Origin of the sequence: Mycobacteroides sp. LB1, from assembly GCF_013449725.1 — a bacterium.
Classification (GTDB): domain Bacteria; phylum Actinomycetota; class Actinomycetes; order Mycobacteriales; family Mycobacteriaceae; genus Mycobacterium.
Window position 1 is genome coordinate 46,262 of sequence record NZ_JACCFF010000007.1, and the last position, 14,829, is coordinate 61,090.

The following is a 14,829-nucleotide window of genomic DNA, read 5'->3' on the forward strand; positions in this document are numbered from 1 at the left end:
GAGGTATGCGCGTAAATCTGTTCAGTAGGTTCGAAAAAGCTGTGAACTAGCTGTATGACATGCGAAAAACGCCTACAGTGAAACCCTGGGGTTGATCGATGGGCGAGGTGCTTGTCATGGCATCAGTAGTAATGCGATGGATGGTGGCCGGAGCGGCCGCCGCCGCGTTGGTCGTCACGCCCGCGGTGCTGGCCCCGGTCGCAGGGGCAGAGCAGCCGTGCGCTGATCCGGCCATGTGCCAGGCGCCCACTCCGGCGCCGGTGCACGAGGATGCGGAGCTGCACTCCGCGCCAAATCCGAACAATGTTCCGCAGGTTCCGCAGGCCAACATTCCGCCGTGGCAGATGATAAATGCTCCGGGTGAGGCGCGTAACCACCCCTGAGCCATGGTGCGCGGCTGGCAATGAGCTGTGAACCGACTGGTAAAGCGCTGGTCTGATGGCTAGATGAGGCAGGCGGACCTATCGTCGTCTCATGATGTCTCTGCTGGTACGGCGTGCGGCATTGCTGGTGGCCGCCGGTGTCACTATCGGTATGCCGCTCGCAGTTGGGGTGTCGAATGCCGATCCCCCATGCGCACCCGGTGCAGCCGCCTGCTCCCTCCCGACCGCAGTTGTCCCGCCGTCTGGAGGGCACGAGAAGTGCAGTGCGCCAAAACCGGGTGAACAGGTCTGTTCCGAGCCCGGTGATGCCGAGCTCCACTCAACACCGACGGCCCATATCCCGGCACCGCCGTTGACGGTGGCGCCGACCAAGAGCGGTGCCGCGCTCTAGCCGAATGTGGCGAGGACTCGCTAACGGTCGGGCTGACTAGTCCGGTCGCTGGCCCTAACGCGCGCCGCAGTCCCGCGCGAGCAGATCGGCGATCGTCTCGCGGCGTACCAGCTCACGCACCCGCCCGTCGCGCACCGCGAGCACAGGGGGACGACCGACCAGGTTGTAGGACGAGGCCATGCTGTGGTTGTACGCACCGGTGCAGGCCACCGCGAGCACATCGCCGGGATGCACATCAGAGGGCAGGCTGACATCGCGGGCGATCTCGTCGCCGGATTCGCAGTGCCGCCCGGCCACCGTCACCAACTGAGGTGGGGCAGAGGGATGCCGATTGGCCAGCGCAACACTGTACTTCGCGTCGTAGAGGGAAACTCGGGGGTTGTCGCTCATGCCGCCGTCGACGGCGACGAAGGTGCGCCCGCCCGGCTGGGTCTTCACCGACACCACCCGGTACAGCGTGACCCCCGCGCGTGCGGAGATGGCGCGGCCGGGCTCCACCACGACACGCGGACGGGGGAAGCGCTCTGCGGCACAGGCGGCGTCGAGCGCGTCGTCGATGAAATCGCGTAGCTCGGCGATATCGAGTTCGGGGTCGCCCGAGCGGTAAGGAACACCGTGGCCGCCACCGATATTGAGTTCACCCAGGATGACGCCGTGTTTGGCGCGGATATCTGCCATCGCGGCGATCATGCGGCGGATGGTCTCGCCGTACAGCGCACAGTCGGTGACCTGTGAGCCGATGTGGCAGTGCAGTCCCACCAGGTCCAGCATCGGCTGGTCCAGCACACGGCGGACGGCCTCGATGGCGTGCCCGCCATGCAGCGGGAACCCGAACTTCTGGTCGGTGACTCCTGTCGTCACGGCGGCATGCCCGTGGATGTCGATATCAGGGGTTACCCGCACCAGCACCCGCTGGCGCTTCGACAGCCGAGTCGCCAGGAACATGATCTCGGTGTAGGAGTCGACGACAATCCGACCGACACCCACTGCGGCCGCGTCACTGAGTTCATCGGGAGTTTTAGCGTTGCCGTGCATGATGATTCGTTCCGGATCGAAACCGCCCGCGAGGGCGGTGGCCAACTCTCCGGAGGAGCAGACGTCCAACGACAGACCCTCTTGCGCCACCCACCGCGCGATATCGGCCGTCAGCAGCGCCTTGCTGGCGTACGCGACCTCGACCTCGCGCAGTGTGCTGCGATAGCGACGGGCGCGGTAGCGGAAGTCCTCCTCGTCGACCACGTAGGCGGGGGTGCGGAACTGGTCGGCGATCTCCGAGAGCACCGTCTCTCCGACGCACATCCGGCCCTGCTCATCCAGGTGCGTGGTCACCGGCCAAACGGCCGGGTCGACGCGTGGCCGCGCCACATTATGTAAGGACGGCAGGATGTCCAGAAGTGTCATGCCTCCACCGTGCGCCGGTGGCGACCCCCTGCGGAGTTTCTTGACGCGGCCTTGACGTCGGTGGGTCGGAAATTGGCGTTTTCTGGACGCCGTAGAATGGCTGCCATCATGACTGCGACACCCCCGCCTCTCGCCGGGGTGATCCGGACAGCCTTGCGGGATCCCGCATTCGATGTTCTCGCCCCGGCGCTCGCCGCCAAGACCGGCCTCGATCTGACAGCGCCCTCCTGTGCCCGCGCATTCGTGGTGACGGGGATGGCGGATGCCAGCGATGCACCCGTCCTGGTTGTGACGGCCACCACCCGAGAGGCGCAGGACCTCACCGCCGAACTGCGGGATGTGTACGGCGATGCGGTGACCCTGTTGCCCTCCTGGGAGACGCTTCCGCACGAACGGTTGTCGCCTGGTGTCGACACCGTAGGTGCGCGGTTGCAGGTGCTGCATCGGCTGGCGCATCCGGAGGATGCCCGGATGGGGCCGCCGCTTCGAGTCGTGGTCACCACGATTCGCTCGCTGCTGCAGCCGATGTCCCCCGAGCTGTTCGATCTGGAGCCGGTGGAGCTCACGGTCGGCGCCGAATCGGAATTCGACGCACTGATCGCCCGCCTGGTCGAGCTCGCGTACAACCGCGTGGACATGGTGGCGGGTCGCGGCGAGTTCGCGGTGCGCGGCGGCATTCTCGACGTCTTCAGCCCCACCGCAGACCATCCGGTGCGTGTCGAGTTCTGGGGCGACGAGGTCAGCGAGATGCGCTACTTCGCGGTCGCCGACCAGCGATCGATCCCCGAGCTGGAGGTCACCTCCGTGCTCGCGATGCCCTGTCGCGAACTGCTGCTCACCGAACCAGTGCGTGCCCGGGCCGCTGCCTTGGCCGCCGTGGCGCGTGCTTCCGGGGATCTACCCGATGAGCACCGGATCGGGGCCGGAGTGGGGGAGATGCTGGCCAAGTTGGCGGACGGCATCTGCGTCGACGGGATGGAATCACTGCTGCCCGTGCTGCATTCGGGTGAGCTCACCATGCTGGTCGATCATCTGCCCGATACCGCTCCCGTGCTGATCTGCGATCCCGAGAAGGTGCGGACCCGATCGGCGGACCTGGAGCGCACGGGCCGGGAGTTTCTGGAGGCGTCCTGGTCGGTCGCCGCGATAGGTTCCGACGCACCGATTGATATTGCCGCGCTGGCAGATTCGGGATTCCGTGAGCTCGATGACGTCAGGCGTAGCGCCGATGGCGCCGGACATCCGTGGTGGTCGCTGAGTCCACTGAGCATGGATGACGATCGGGCGGTCGCGCTGGCGGTGCGGCCGTCACCGTCCTCGCGTGGACACAAGGAGGGCGCGGCGGAAATCTTCGCAATGCTGCGTGCCCATGTGATGACGGGCGGACGTGCGGCGGTGGTGGCCGCCGGTGCGGGCACCACGCACCGGATTATGGAGCAGCTCGCCGAAACGGAAACGCCCGCAACACTGCTGGAGCCCGGCGCGGAGCCCGCCGAGGGCGTGGTCGGTGTGCTGCGCGGGCACCTCACCGACGGTGTGGTGTTGCCGGGAGCCAAGATCGTCATCGTCACCGAGACGGACCTGACCGGCAGTCGGGTGGCCGCCACCGACGGCAAGCGGTTACCGGCCAAGCGCCGCAACCAGGTTGACCCGCTCGCCCTCACCGCCGGCGACCTCGTCGTGCACGATCAGCACGGTATCGGGCGATTCGTGGAAATGGTGGAACGGACGGTCGGCGGCGCCCGTCGTGAGTACCTGGTGCTGGAGTACGCGTCGGGTAAGCGCGGCGCTGCCGCCGCCGGTGGACAAAGCGACCGACTGTACGTGCCAATGGACTCCCTGGACCAGCTGTCCCGGTACGTGGGCGGCGAGTCGCCCGGCCTGAGCCGTCTCGGCGGTAGCGACTGGACCAACACGAAGACCAAGGCGCGCAAGGCGGTTCGTGAGATCGCCGGTGAGTTGGTCGCGCTGTATGCGGCGCGTCAGGCCGCGCCTGGACATGCCTTCGCGCCGGACACCCCGTGGCAGCGGGAAATGGAAGACGCCTTCGGATTCGTCGAGACCGTCGACCAACTGACCGCCATCACCGAGGTGAAATCCGATATGGAGAAGCCGGTTCCGATGGACCGGGTGGTGTGCGGCGACGTGGGCTACGGGAAGACCGAGATCGCGGTGCGCGCGGCATTCAAGGCCGTCCAGGACGGTAAGCAGGTTGCGGTGCTGGTACCCACGACGCTGCTGGCCGACCAGCATCTACAGACCTTCACCGATCGCACGGCGGGGTTCCCGATCAAGGTGGCCGGTCTCTCGCGCTTCACCGACCCGGTCACCTCGAAGCTGGTGATCGAGGGAATGGCCGACGGCTCAGTCGATATCGTCATCGGCACGCATCGTCTGCTGCAGACCGCTGTGCGATGGAAGGACCTCGGCCTGGTGGTCGTGGACGAGGAGCAGCGTTTCGGGGTTGAGCACAAGGAACACATCAAGGCGCTGCGTACCCACGTCGACGTGCTCACCATGAGCGCCACCCCGATTCCGCGCACCCTGGAGATGAGCCTGGCCGGCATCCGGGAGATGTCGACCATCTTGACTCCGCCCGAGGAGCGCTACCCGGTGCTCACCTACGTGGGTCCGCATGACGACAAGCAGGTGGGGGCGGCACTGCGCCGCGAGCTGCTGCGTGATGGTCAGGCGTTTTATGTGCATAACCGGGTGAGCACTATCGACAACGCCGCCGCCCGGGTGCGGCAACTGGTCCCAGAGGCCAGAGTCGTTGTGGCGCATGGTCAAATGCCGGAGGAGATGCTGGAGCGCACCGTCCAGGGATTCTGGAACAGGGAGTACGACATCCTGGTGTGCACCACGATCATCGAGACCGGGCTGGATATCTCCAACGCCAACACCCTGATCGTGGAGCGGGCCGATATCTTCGGTCTATCGCAGCTGCATCAGCTGCGCGGTCGCGTCGGCCGCAGCCGGGAACGCGGATACGCCTACTTCCTGTATTCCCCCGAGGTGCCGCTCACCGAGACCGCGTACGACAGGTTGTCGACGATCGCGCAGAACAATGATCTGGGTGCCGGTATGGCTGTCGCCATGAAGGACCTGGAAATTCGTGGCGCCGGGAACGTGCTGGGCGTCGAGCAATCGGGTCACGTCGCCGGGGTGGGCTTCGATCTCTATGTCCGACTTGTCGGCGAGGCCGTCGAGGCGTATCGCGCCGCTGCTGACGGGAAGACGGTGCTGACCGCCGAGGAGCCCAAGGAGGTGCGCATCGATCTTCCGGTCGACGCGCACCTGCCGACGGATTACATCGGTAGCGACCGATTGCGGCTTGAGGCGTACCGCCGGCTTGCCGCCGCAGGCGATGCCGGACAGATCGGTGCGGTGGTGGAAGAGCTGACCGACCGTTACGGGCCACTGCCCCTTCCGGTGCAGCGACTGGTGGCCGTCGCCTCGTTGCGTTTGCTATGCCGCGAGATGGAGATTACCGATCTTTCGGTGGTCGGCACCAACATCCGAATACAGCCGTTGCCGCTGCTCGACTCGGGGCAATTGCGGCTCAAACGTTTGCACCCGGCCGCTCAGTATCGCGCGACCACTTCCGTTGTGCAGGTTCCAGTCCCGCGTTCTGGCGACGGAGGCGTGGGCTCGGACCGGATCCGCGACCTGGAGCTCGTGCACATGATCGTCGATCTGGTGCTGGCATTGTCGGGGCGTCCCGCGGGCAGTGTTGGTATAACACCAGTGGAGGTGAGCAAATGACTGTCATCCTTGTGGACTCGCGCCATCCTTCGATGGTCCCGGTCGAGGCAATCGGTTTGCTCGCCGGCGATCTGCAGTACACCGAGGAGCTTCCGGTCCGGCTGGCGTGGACGCTCTCGACCGCGCGCCCGGTGTACATCGGTGAGGATGCTCCCGCGCTGCTGTCCTCGGACCGCAACCACCCAGAGGTGAAGGCGCGGATCGACGCCGGGGCCAAGGTCATCGAACCGCCCGCGCGTCAGGGTGAGAAGCTCATCGATGCGGTGGCCGTGATGGACAGGCTGCGAACCAATGGCCCGTGGGAAGGCATCCAAACTCACGATTCGTTGCGGCGGTACCTGCTCGAAGAAACCTATGAGCTGTTCGACGCCGTGCGCACCGGCGACGCCGACGAGCTCCGCGAAGAGCTGGGGGACGTACTGCTACAGGTACTCTTCCATGCCCGCATCGCCGAGGATGCCCTCGAGCATCCCTTCAACATCGACGATATCGCCGAAACGCTGCTGAATAAGTTGGGCAACCGCATCCCGGTAATACTTGGTGCCGGTGGGGATTCCAGTTCGATCACGCTGGAAGAGCAACTGGCGCAATGGGAAGAGCGCAAGGCCGAGGAGAAGGACCGCGACTCCTGTTTGGACGGTGTCCCCAGCAGTCAACCGGCGTTGGCGCTCACTCAAAAGGTGCTCGGCCGGGTGACGGCCGCCGGGCTGCCCGTGGAGCTGATCCCTGGGCAGCTGCTTTCGGTGACGATCGACCCCGACGGCGACGCCGAGAACCAGTTGCGCGCAGACGTCTTGGAGTTCATGGATACCGTGCGGCGTGCCGAGAAGGATATTCTGGCGGGCCGCCGTGGCGAGGATGTCGCGGTGGAACTGGATATCAGCGATCTACGCAAGGTGAGTGCCGAGGAATGGCAAGCACATTGGCTGCAGGTGCCGAAAGAACCCGGCGTCGGCGGGTCCAAAACTCAAAAAATCACCGCTGAGGAACAGCAGCCGGACGTTCACGACGAGGACGAGGCCGAGGACTCAGATCAGCCGAAGAGCGCCTGACCCCAGTACTCCTTGGTTCCCAAACCCGGCGGACAGGCGAAGATGGCTGACCCGGTGTGCAGGATGTATTCGTTGAGGGCGTCCTCGGTGGCCAGCTTGCGCTGCATCGGGATGAACTGGGTCTGCGGATTACGCACGAAGGCGATGAAGAACAGCCCGGCATCCAAATGGCCGAACCCGTCCGACCCGTCGGTGAAGTTATAACCGCGGCGCAGGATCTCGATACCACCCAGTTCCTCGGCGGAAGCAAGTCGCACATGCGCGTCCACATCGAGCAGCGGTTCCCCGTCGGGCTTATCACCCGTGAAGTTGATGGCCCCGAACTCGTCGGCCTGGCCGATCGGTGCACCAGATCCCTTGGAGCGCCCGATGACCCGCTCCTGTTCATTGAGTACCGTGCGGTCCCAGCTCTCGATCAGCATCCGGATACGCCGCGCCACCAGGTAGGTGCCGCCCGTCATCCACTCGGGATTGTCGCCCTTGGCCACCCAGACGCTGGTGTCGACCTTCCCGGTGTCCTCGGACTTGATGTTGCGGGTACCGTCCTTGAACCCGAACAGGTTTCGCGGAGTCAACTGTGCTCGGCTGGTAGAGGAGGTTCGGCCGAACCCCAGCTGTGACCACCTGACCGCGACAGTTCCGAAGCCCACCCGGGCCAGATTGCGGATCGCGTGCACGGCGACCTGCGGGTCGTCGGCGCACGCCTGGATGCAGATATCGCCGCCGCAGCGGGCGGGGTCGAGCTTCTCATTACGGAATTTCGGCAGCTCCTGCAGCGGCTGCGGCAGCTTGTCGGCGATTCCGAATCGGTCCACTCCGTCCTTGCGGAAGAACGAGGGGCCGAAGCCGATCGTCAACGTCAGCGCGGAGCTGGCCAGATCCAGCGCCTCACCCGTGTCCGTCGGCGGGGCATAGGGATTGCCGTCCACCGCCCCACCGGGTGTGGTCTCCTGGCCCTGGGACATCCGTTCGGCCATATCTGTCCACTGGCGCAGCATCGCCTGGACCTCGCCGCGGGTGGCGTTCGGCATGACGTCGAAGGCGCAGAAGTGCATCCGGTCCTGCGCCGGGGTGACGATCCCGGCCTGGTGATCTCCGCGGAACGGGACCTTGACGTTGACCGCTCCCGTGCTGGCCGCGCTTGCGCGACCGCCGAGCACTCCGGCGCCCGCTGCGCCGGCGACGGCGGCGGTGACCCCGGCCGCGCCCAGCAGCTTGCGGCGGTTGAACCCACTACCGTCCTGCGATGACACCTTGCACCTCGCTGACCTCCTTGGAGAGCGCATCGATGGCATGCGCCAGCTCGATGCGCTGGTCCTGGGTCACTGCGTCGTAGAAGACGAATCCGTCACCCTTGCGGTACTTGCCGAGCAGCACGTCGACTTCCTTGAAGCGCTTGTCGATGGCTTGTCCCAGTTCAGGTTTGCGCTCGTCGAGGATGGGTCGCACGGTCGCGATCGCGTTCTGTGAGCCGTCGATATTGGCCTGGAAGTCCCACAGGTCGGTGTGGCTGAAGAACTCTTCCTCGCCGGAGATCTTGGTTCTGGCCACCTCGTCCAGCAGGGTTTGCGCACCGCCGGCGATCTTCGTGGTGTTGATATCGAAGTCCTTGGCACGCACGCCGTCAGACAGCTCCTTGATGTCCTTCAGCAGCTGATCGGCGATCGCGTTGGTATCGGGCTGTAGCCCGGTGGTCCACAGATCCTTTTCCAGCCGGTGATAACCCGTCCACTTTTCGCCGGGCTGAACATCGGCCTCGCGCAAGTCGATTCGCGGATCCAGGTCGTTGGGGAAGGCCTCGGCGACGGGTTCGATGCGCTCGTAGTACACGCGGCTGGTCGGGTATTGCGCCTTGGCCGATGCGATATCGCCGGCCTTGACGGCGGCAACGAACTTGGTGGCGGCCTCACTGAGCGCGTCGACCTGGGTGATGATGTAGCCGCGGTAGCGGTCGGTGGCATCTTTGAACTTGCCCTCGGCGTCCAGCTTGACCGCGTTGCCGCTGACCTTGAAGTCGCCGCGGATGCCGTCGCCGATCATCCCTGGCTTGCAGGCGGTCTGGTAGGTGCCGGGCTCGCTGAACTGCACGATGAGCTTGCGGGACAGGCCAGCGCCGATGTTCTCGACCTCGCCGAGCGCGCGGTCGCCCTTGTCGTAGACGTAGAACTCGGTGACCTTGGATCCGTTGTTGGTCACCTTGAAAGTCGTTGGCCCCGTGGTGGCCTCGGTCTTGGAGACTTCACAGCCGGTATCGGTGGCGCTGACGGTGATCTCCTGGCCCCCGGCGGCCGCACCGCCGCCCTCGGACTTGGGTTCCTTGGCGGTACAGCCGGATAGTGCGGCGCCGGTGATGAGGACCAGCGCGGCGGCGCCGCAGGTGAGGGCTGATTTCATGGAGTGGACCTCTCGGATTCGAGTACTGCTTCAGATGTTTCGGGACTAGTTACAGAGGCTTTGGGGGCAACGGGGCGCAGGAATAGCGCCAGGACCACGATCAAGTAGGTGAGCCAGCAGATCAGCTGCAGCACGGTCGGCGTCGGCGTCACGTTGAAGATTCCGCGTAGCGCCTCGCCGTACCAGGTGCTCCAGTCGAACCATGAGGTGATGTCGAAGGCCTTGTGCGACAGCATCGGTAGCCAGCCCACGGTCTGCAGCGCGCCAATGCCGTAGGACAGGATTCCGGCTGCGACGACCACCAGGAAGGCGCCGGTGTACTTGAAGAACTTGCTCAGGTTGATACGTACCGCGCCGCGGTACATGCCATAAGTGAGTGCGGCAGCGACGAGGAATCCGGCAACCAGACCGATGAGCGGGCGTGCCGTCTCTGCCTCTGTGTAGGCGACCATGAACAGGGCGGTCTCCACCCCTTCCCGGCCCACCGCGAGGAAGGACAGCGCGAGCACTGCCATCGCTCCCGCCTCGAGAGCTTTGGCCATACCCGCCCTCAGCTCACCGGCGATACCGGCAGCAGCCGCCCGCATCCACAGCACCATGGTGGTGACGATTGCCACGGCAACAAGTGATGCCACCCCCGCTATGGCCTCCGCGCCCAATCCGGTGATGGTGTAGCTCCCGAAGTGGATGGCACCAAACACGATGAATGTCATCGCAATTGCAGCGGCAACGCCGACCCATACCCACCGCACCGCGTCGCGCCGGTCGGATTTCACCAGAAATGCAATGAGGATCATCACTACGATCCCGCATTCAAGACCTTCACGCAGTCCGATGAGGCCGCTGCTGAAATATTGCGAGAAGTTTGTCGGCCCGTCAGCGAGGACGCCGATGCTGCGCATGTCCAGGGTCCTTTTCCTCTACTTGACTTTGGCTAGCCAATGCTTGCCAAGGTGCGGCTGACCTTACCCGAAAAGGACGCTCGGACGCGATGGGACAGCCTCGGCTGCGCTGCAGTGTGACCGTCTCATGCGACGATGGGGGCAATCCATCGCACCGTCTAGGAGTTCCGTCGTGTCGTCCCTCGCCGTGCGCTCCCTGTCGGTGCGCTTAGTGCGAATCCTGCTCGTCGTCTCCCTGTCGGCTTTTCTGCTGGCAGCGGGCTGTTCCTGGCAATTGGGTGGGCGTACGCCGCTACCGCAGGGGGTGCCGCCGCCTTCCGGTGATGCGGTGCCCGATATCGCGACGCCGCCCGCACATATCCAGGGCCGTCCCGCCGACCAGCTCCGCGAGTGGTCGACACCGCGTGCGGAGCGGACGGGAATTCCCGTCATCGCCCTGGAGGCGTACGCCTACGCCGCCAAGGTTGCCGAGCGGGAGAACCCGCGCTGCAAGATCGCATGGACGACGCTGGCCGGAATCGGCACCGTCGAGAGCCATAACGGCACCTATCACGGCGCCGAACTGCAACCCAATGGCGACGCGCTGCCGCCCATCCGTGGTGTGCGTCTGGACGGGTCCAACGGAAACCTGCAGCTTCCGGATACCGACAAGGGTGTGTTGGACGGCGACCCGAATCAGGACCGGGCGATGGGGCCCATGCAGTTCATCCCGGAGACCTGGCGTATCTACGGTGTCCGCGCTGCGGGGGAGGGTGAGCCCAGCCCGGACAGCATCGATGATGCGGCGCTGTCGGCGGCCGGTTACCTGTGCGCCCGCGGCGGCGACCTGAGCACGACAGATGGCTGGATCAAGGCGCTATGGGCGTACAACATGTCCGATGTGTATGCCGAGCAGGTGCGGGACTGGGCCACGGCCTACGCCAAGGGTGGGTCGCCGTAGCACTAGTCTGTCTCTCGAGACCCGACCGGAGTGCACCCTAAGGAGAGACAGTGCCGATTCTTGAGCAGATAGGCGCCCGCGAGATCCTCGATTCACGCGGCAACCCGACCGTCGAGGTCGAGGTCGTCCTGACCGATGGCACGTTCGCGCGGGCGGCCGTCCCTTCTGGTGCCTCCACCGGTGAGCATGAGGCCGTCGAGCTGCGCGACGGTGACGCACGCTACGGCGGCAAGGGCGTCACCAAGGCCGTGAACGCCGTGCTTGACGAGATTGCCCCGGCCATCATCGGACTGAGCGCCGATGATCAGCGCCTTATCGATCAGGCGCTGCTTGATCTCGACGGCACTCCGGACAAGTCACGGCTGGGAGCCAACGCCATCCTTGGCGTCTCCCTGGCCGTCGCGAAGGCCGCCGCCGACTCGGCAGGCCTGGCGCTGTTCCGTTACCTGGGCGGCCCGAATGCGCACATCCTGCCGGTGCCGATGATGAACATCGTCAACGGCGGCGCCCACGCCGACACCGGGGTGGATGTGCAGGAGTTCATGGTGGCGCCGATTGGCGCGCCCAGCTTCAAGGAGTCGCTGCGCTGGGGCACCGAGGTCTACCACTCGCTCAAGTCCGTGCTCAAGAAGCAGGGCCTGTCCACCGGTCTGGGTGATGAGGGTGGATTCGCCCCCGATGTCGCCGGAACGCGGGCCGCCCTGGACTTGATCAGCATTGCCATCGAGGCGACGGGTCTCAAGCTGGGCTCGGACGTAGCGCTGGCTCTGGACGTGGCAGCCACCGAGTTCTACAGCGCCGCTGACGGTTACAGCTTCGAGAAGGAGAAGCGCACCGCCGAGCAGATGGGTGCGTTCTACGCCGAGCTGCTCGACGCTTACCCGCTGGTATCCATCGAGGACCCGCTGTCGGAGGACGATTGGGACGGATGGGTGGCGCTGACCACGGCGATCGGTGATCGCGTTCAGCTGGTTGGTGACGACCTGTTCGTCACCAACCCCGAGCGCCTGGAGGAAGGCATCGAGCGGGGTGCCGCGAATGCCTTGCTGGTCAAGGTGAATCAGATCGGCACACTCACCGAGACCCTGGACGCGGTGACGCTGGCGCACGCCAGTGGCTACAAGACCATGATGAGCCACCGTAGTGGCGAGACCGAGGACACCACCATCGCCGACCTGGCGGTCGCGGTGGGCAGCGGCCAGATCAAGACCGGCGCCCCGGCGCGTAGCGAGCGGGTGGCCAAGTACAACCAGCTGTTGCGCATCGAGGAAACTCTTGGGGACGCTGCCCGCTTTGCGGGAGACCTTGCATTCCCACGCTTTTCGATCGAGACGTCCGACTAGCGGACAAGCTGACGGGCTGAGGCCGAGCTATGGCTGAATCCAAACGCCGCCCCGCGTCCGGTAGGTCGCGGGGACCGGCTCCCGCTGCGCGTAAACGGACGCCGGTGAAGCGCCCGGCGCAGAAGGTCGTCAGGGGTGCCCCTCGGACAGGCCCAGCGGCGCCTACCAAGGCGGCTAAGGCAACCAAGGTGACGGGGGCCACCGGCGCGGTGGCCGCGTCGATCGAACGCAGCGCCGAGCAGCAGTCCGAGCAGCGCCTCGGGTCCACCGCGCGGCGGGCCGCCATCTTGGCCGCCGTGGTGTGCGCACTGACCTTGACCGTGGCTGGCCCGGTTCGCACCTACTTCTCGCAGCAGGCCGAGAGGAGTCAGCTCGCGGCAGCGGAAGCGCAACTGCGGGACCAGATTTCCTCGCTTGAGGATAAGAAGCGACGACTGGCGGATCCCGCCTACATCGCTGCCCAGGCGCGTGAGCGGCTGGGGTTCGTGATGCCCGGTGAGGTGCCGTTCCAGGTGCAGCTGCCGAATACCCCCGTCGACGCCAGGCCGCAGGGGCAGGGGCCGGTGGATAACGGCAATCCTTGGTACACCAACCTATGGCACAACATCGCGGACTCGCCCACGGCGCTCCCCGGTGAAAACACGGGAAGCCCACTACCCTCAGCACCGGCGCCACGCTCGTGATCTCAGAAGATGATATCGCTGCGGTCACAAGGCAATTGGGCCGAGCACCGCGAGGAATGCTGGAAGTTTCGTTCCGTTGCCCCAACGGTGAGCCCGCTGTCGTGAAGACCGCTCCGCGGCTGCCTGACGGGACGCCGTTTCCCACGCTTTACTATCTGACGCACCCGGCCATCACGGCTGCGGCTAGCCGCCTGGAATCCAGTGGGTTGATGCGCGATATGACGGAACGCCTTGCCGCCGACGAGGATCTGGCTGCGGCGTATCGGCGTGCACATGAGAGCTACCTCGCGGAGCGCGATGTCATCGAGCCGTTGGGAACCGCGGTCACCGCAGGCGGTATGCCCGACAGAGTGAAATGCTTGCACGTGTTGATTGCTCATTCGCTCGCGATGGGGCCGGGGGTAAATCCCTTGGGGGATGAGGCAATTCGAGAGCTGACGGGTACCATTCCCGGTGTGCTTCCGGAGCAGTGGTAGTGCGCGTAGGTGCCGTTGACTGCGGCACCAATTCGATTCGGCTGTTGGTGTCGGATGTCGACGACTCAGGGCGGTTGACCGATGTGCATCGTGAGATGCGGATCGTGCGTTTGGGGCAGGGCGTCGACGCGACGGGGGAGTTCGCGCCGGAGGCCATCGCGCGTACCCGGATAGCGCTTGGGGTGTACGCCGATCTGATGAAATCTATTGGGGTGCAGCGTGTTCGCATGGTAGCCACCTCGGCTGCGCGCGACGTCCCCAATCGTGAGGCGTTCTTCACGATGACCGCAGAGCTGCTCGGAACGGTGGTTCCGGGGGCGGTCGCGGAGGTCATCACGGGCACCGAGGAGGCAGCACTGTCGTTCGCCGGCGCGGTAGGAGAGCTGGACTCGGCGGCAGGGCCTTTCGTGGTTGTCGACCTTGGTGGCGGATCGACGGAGACGGTGATCGGTGACGTCGGCGGGGTCAAGGCTAGCTTCTCGGCAGATATCGGCTGTGTGCGGCTCACCGAGCGGTGCCTGCATTCGGACCCGCCCACAGCTGACGAGATTGAGGCGGCACGTGATGTGGTGCGTGCGCAGTTGGTGCGCACATTCGACGCGGTGCCGGTCGAGGAGGCGCGAACCTGGGTCGGGGTCGCAGGCACCTTCACCACGCTGGCAGCACTGGCGAACCGGTTGGACGTGTACGACCCCGCCGCAATCCATCTGTCGCGGGTACCGCTGGGGCGTCTTGCCGAGGTGACGTCCTCGTTGATCGCGATGCCGCGATCGGAGCGAGCCGCCTTGGGGCCGATGCACGAGGGGCGTGTCGACGTCATCGGCGGTGGATCCATTGTCGTGCAGGAATTGGCGCGTGAGTTATCGGACCGTGCCGGAATCGTCGAGCTGGTGGTCAGCGAGCACGACATCCTCGACGGCATCGCGATGTCTCTTCGCTAGTTAACTCCGGCTTAATGCCCATGGTGTGACATGGGTGACAAGTTGACAGTCTTCATGTTCCAGCAGTTGACAAGATCATCAAATCAACTGACAGTTGATATATCAACACGATCTAATAACGGGCAGTTGATGTCCTGTAAACGGTCAGTTGAGTAGGC

General features: G+C 65.1%; 13 protein-coding genes. 9 read left to right on the plus strand and 4 right to left on the minus strand.

From position 1 onward, the window contains the following. Positions 1–116: 116 nt before the first annotated feature. Positions 117–383, plus strand: a complete 267-nt coding sequence (locus tag MLB1_RS22005; RefSeq protein WP_180751989.1) for a hypothetical protein — start codon at positions 117–119, stop codon at positions 381–383. A 94-nt stretch (positions 384–477) separates the two neighbouring features. Then, positions 478–774: a hypothetical protein gene (locus MLB1_RS22010; RefSeq protein ID WP_180752249.1), complete on the plus strand. Its 297-nt coding sequence runs from the start codon at positions 478–480 to the stop codon at positions 772–774. Positions 775–828: 54 nt separating this feature from the next. On the opposite strand, the gene lysA is transcribed toward MLB1_RS22010, so the two are convergent. Further along, complete coding sequence (gene lysA / locus MLB1_RS22015; RefSeq protein WP_180751990.1) at positions 829–2,175, minus strand: diaminopimelate decarboxylase; 1,347 nt, start codon at positions 2,173–2,175, stop codon at positions 829–831. Between the two features lie 108 nt (positions 2,176–2,283). Between lysA and mfd the strand changes: the two genes are divergently transcribed. Both mfd and MLB1_RS22025 read left to right on the plus strand, forming a co-directional pair. Then, positions 2,284–5,940, plus strand: a complete 3,657-nt coding sequence (gene mfd / locus MLB1_RS22020) for a transcription-repair coupling factor (protein ID WP_180751991.1) — start codon at positions 2,284–2,286, stop codon at positions 5,938–5,940. Next, positions 5,937–6,992: a nucleoside triphosphate pyrophosphohydrolase gene (locus MLB1_RS22025; protein WP_180751992.1), complete on the plus strand. Its 1,056-nt coding sequence runs from the start codon at positions 5,937–5,939 to the stop codon at positions 6,990–6,992. The genes mfd and MLB1_RS22025 overlap by 4 nt, the downstream gene beginning before the upstream one ends. Here MLB1_RS22025 and efeB read toward each other — a convergent pair. From efeB to efeU, 3 genes are read right to left on the minus strand one after another with little or no spacing between them, the layout of a single operon-like run. Further along, complete coding sequence (efeB, locus tag MLB1_RS22030; protein ID WP_180752250.1) at positions 6,974–8,278, minus strand: iron uptake transporter deferrochelatase/peroxidase subunit; 1,305 nt, start codon at positions 8,276–8,278, stop codon at positions 6,974–6,976. The genes MLB1_RS22025 and efeB overlap by 19 nt on opposite strands. After that, complete coding sequence (gene efeO / locus MLB1_RS22035) at positions 8,226–9,386, minus strand: iron uptake system protein EfeO (RefSeq protein WP_180751993.1); 1,161 nt, start codon at positions 9,384–9,386, stop codon at positions 8,226–8,228. Before efeO ends, efeB begins: the two co-directional genes overlap by 53 nt. After that, positions 9,383–10,288, minus strand: coding sequence for an iron uptake transporter permease EfeU (gene efeU / locus MLB1_RS22040; RefSeq protein ID WP_180751994.1), 906 nt, complete (start codon positions 10,286–10,288; stop codon positions 9,383–9,385). The genes efeO and efeU overlap by 4 nt, the downstream gene beginning before the upstream one ends. A 220-nt stretch (positions 10,289–10,508) precedes the next feature. Between efeU and MLB1_RS22045 the strand changes: the two genes are divergently transcribed. From MLB1_RS22045 to MLB1_RS22065, 5 genes are read left to right on the plus strand one after another with little or no spacing between them, the layout of a single operon-like run. Continuing rightward, on the plus strand, positions 10,509–11,228 hold the full coding sequence (locus tag MLB1_RS22045) for a hypothetical protein (RefSeq protein ID WP_219603504.1): 720 nt from the start codon (positions 10,509–10,511) through the stop codon (positions 11,226–11,228). Between the two features lie 50 nt (positions 11,229–11,278). Then, the gene (eno, locus tag MLB1_RS22050) at positions 11,279–12,571 is read left to right on the plus strand and encodes a phosphopyruvate hydratase (protein WP_180751996.1); all 1,293 of its coding nucleotides are present in this window, start codon (positions 11,279–11,281) and stop codon (positions 12,569–12,571) included. 29 nt (positions 12,572–12,600) lie between these two features. Beyond that, positions 12,601–13,254, plus strand: coding sequence for a septum formation initiator family protein (locus MLB1_RS22055; RefSeq protein WP_219603474.1), 654 nt, complete (start codon positions 12,601–12,603; stop codon positions 13,252–13,254). Further along, on the plus strand, positions 13,251–13,730 hold the full coding sequence (locus MLB1_RS22060; protein ID WP_180751997.1) for a DUF501 domain-containing protein: 480 nt from the start codon (positions 13,251–13,253) through the stop codon (positions 13,728–13,730). The genes MLB1_RS22055 and MLB1_RS22060 overlap by 4 nt, the downstream gene beginning before the upstream one ends. Then, positions 13,724–14,671 (plus strand): Ppx/GppA phosphatase family protein, encoded by a 948-nt coding sequence (locus MLB1_RS22065; RefSeq protein WP_180751998.1) that lies wholly within the window; start codon positions 13,724–13,726, stop codon positions 14,669–14,671. The genes MLB1_RS22060 and MLB1_RS22065 overlap by 7 nt, the downstream gene beginning before the upstream one ends. Positions 14,672–14,829 lie beyond the last annotated feature (158 nt).

What these genes read in the sequence shown, in the direction of transcription:
- efeB (WP_180752250.1), bottom strand. Translation starts at nt 8,278, where the DNA reads ATGCGCTCTCCAAGGAGGTCAGCGAGGTGCAAGGTGTCATCGCAGGAC.
- MLB1_RS22010 (WP_180752249.1), top strand. Translation starts at nt 478, where the DNA reads ATGTCTCTGCTGGTACGGCGTGCGGCATTGCTGGTGGCCGCCGGTGTC.
- MLB1_RS22025 (WP_180751992.1), top strand. Translation starts at nt 5,937, where the DNA reads ATGACTGTCATCCTTGTGGACTCGCGCCATCCTTCGATGGTCCCGGTC.
- MLB1_RS22055 (WP_219603474.1), top strand. Translation starts at nt 12,601, where the DNA reads ATGGCTGAATCCAAACGCCGCCCCGCGTCCGGTAGGTCGCGGGGACCG.
- efeU (WP_180751994.1), bottom strand. Translation starts at nt 10,288, where the DNA reads ATGCGCAGCATCGGCGTCCTCGCTGACGGGCCGACAAACTTCTCGCAA.
- efeO (WP_180751993.1), bottom strand. Translation starts at nt 9,386, where the DNA reads ATGAAATCAGCCCTCACCTGCGGCGCCGCCGCGCTGGTCCTCATCACC.
- MLB1_RS22005 (WP_180751989.1), top strand. Translation starts at nt 117, where the DNA reads ATGGCATCAGTAGTAATGCGATGGATGGTGGCCGGAGCGGCCGCCGCC.
- mfd (WP_180751991.1), top strand. Translation starts at nt 2,284, where the DNA reads ATGACTGCGACACCCCCGCCTCTCGCCGGGGTGATCCGGACAGCCTTG.
- lysA (WP_180751990.1), bottom strand. Translation starts at nt 2,175, where the DNA reads ATGACACTTCTGGACATCCTGCCGTCCTTACATAATGTGGCGCGGCCA.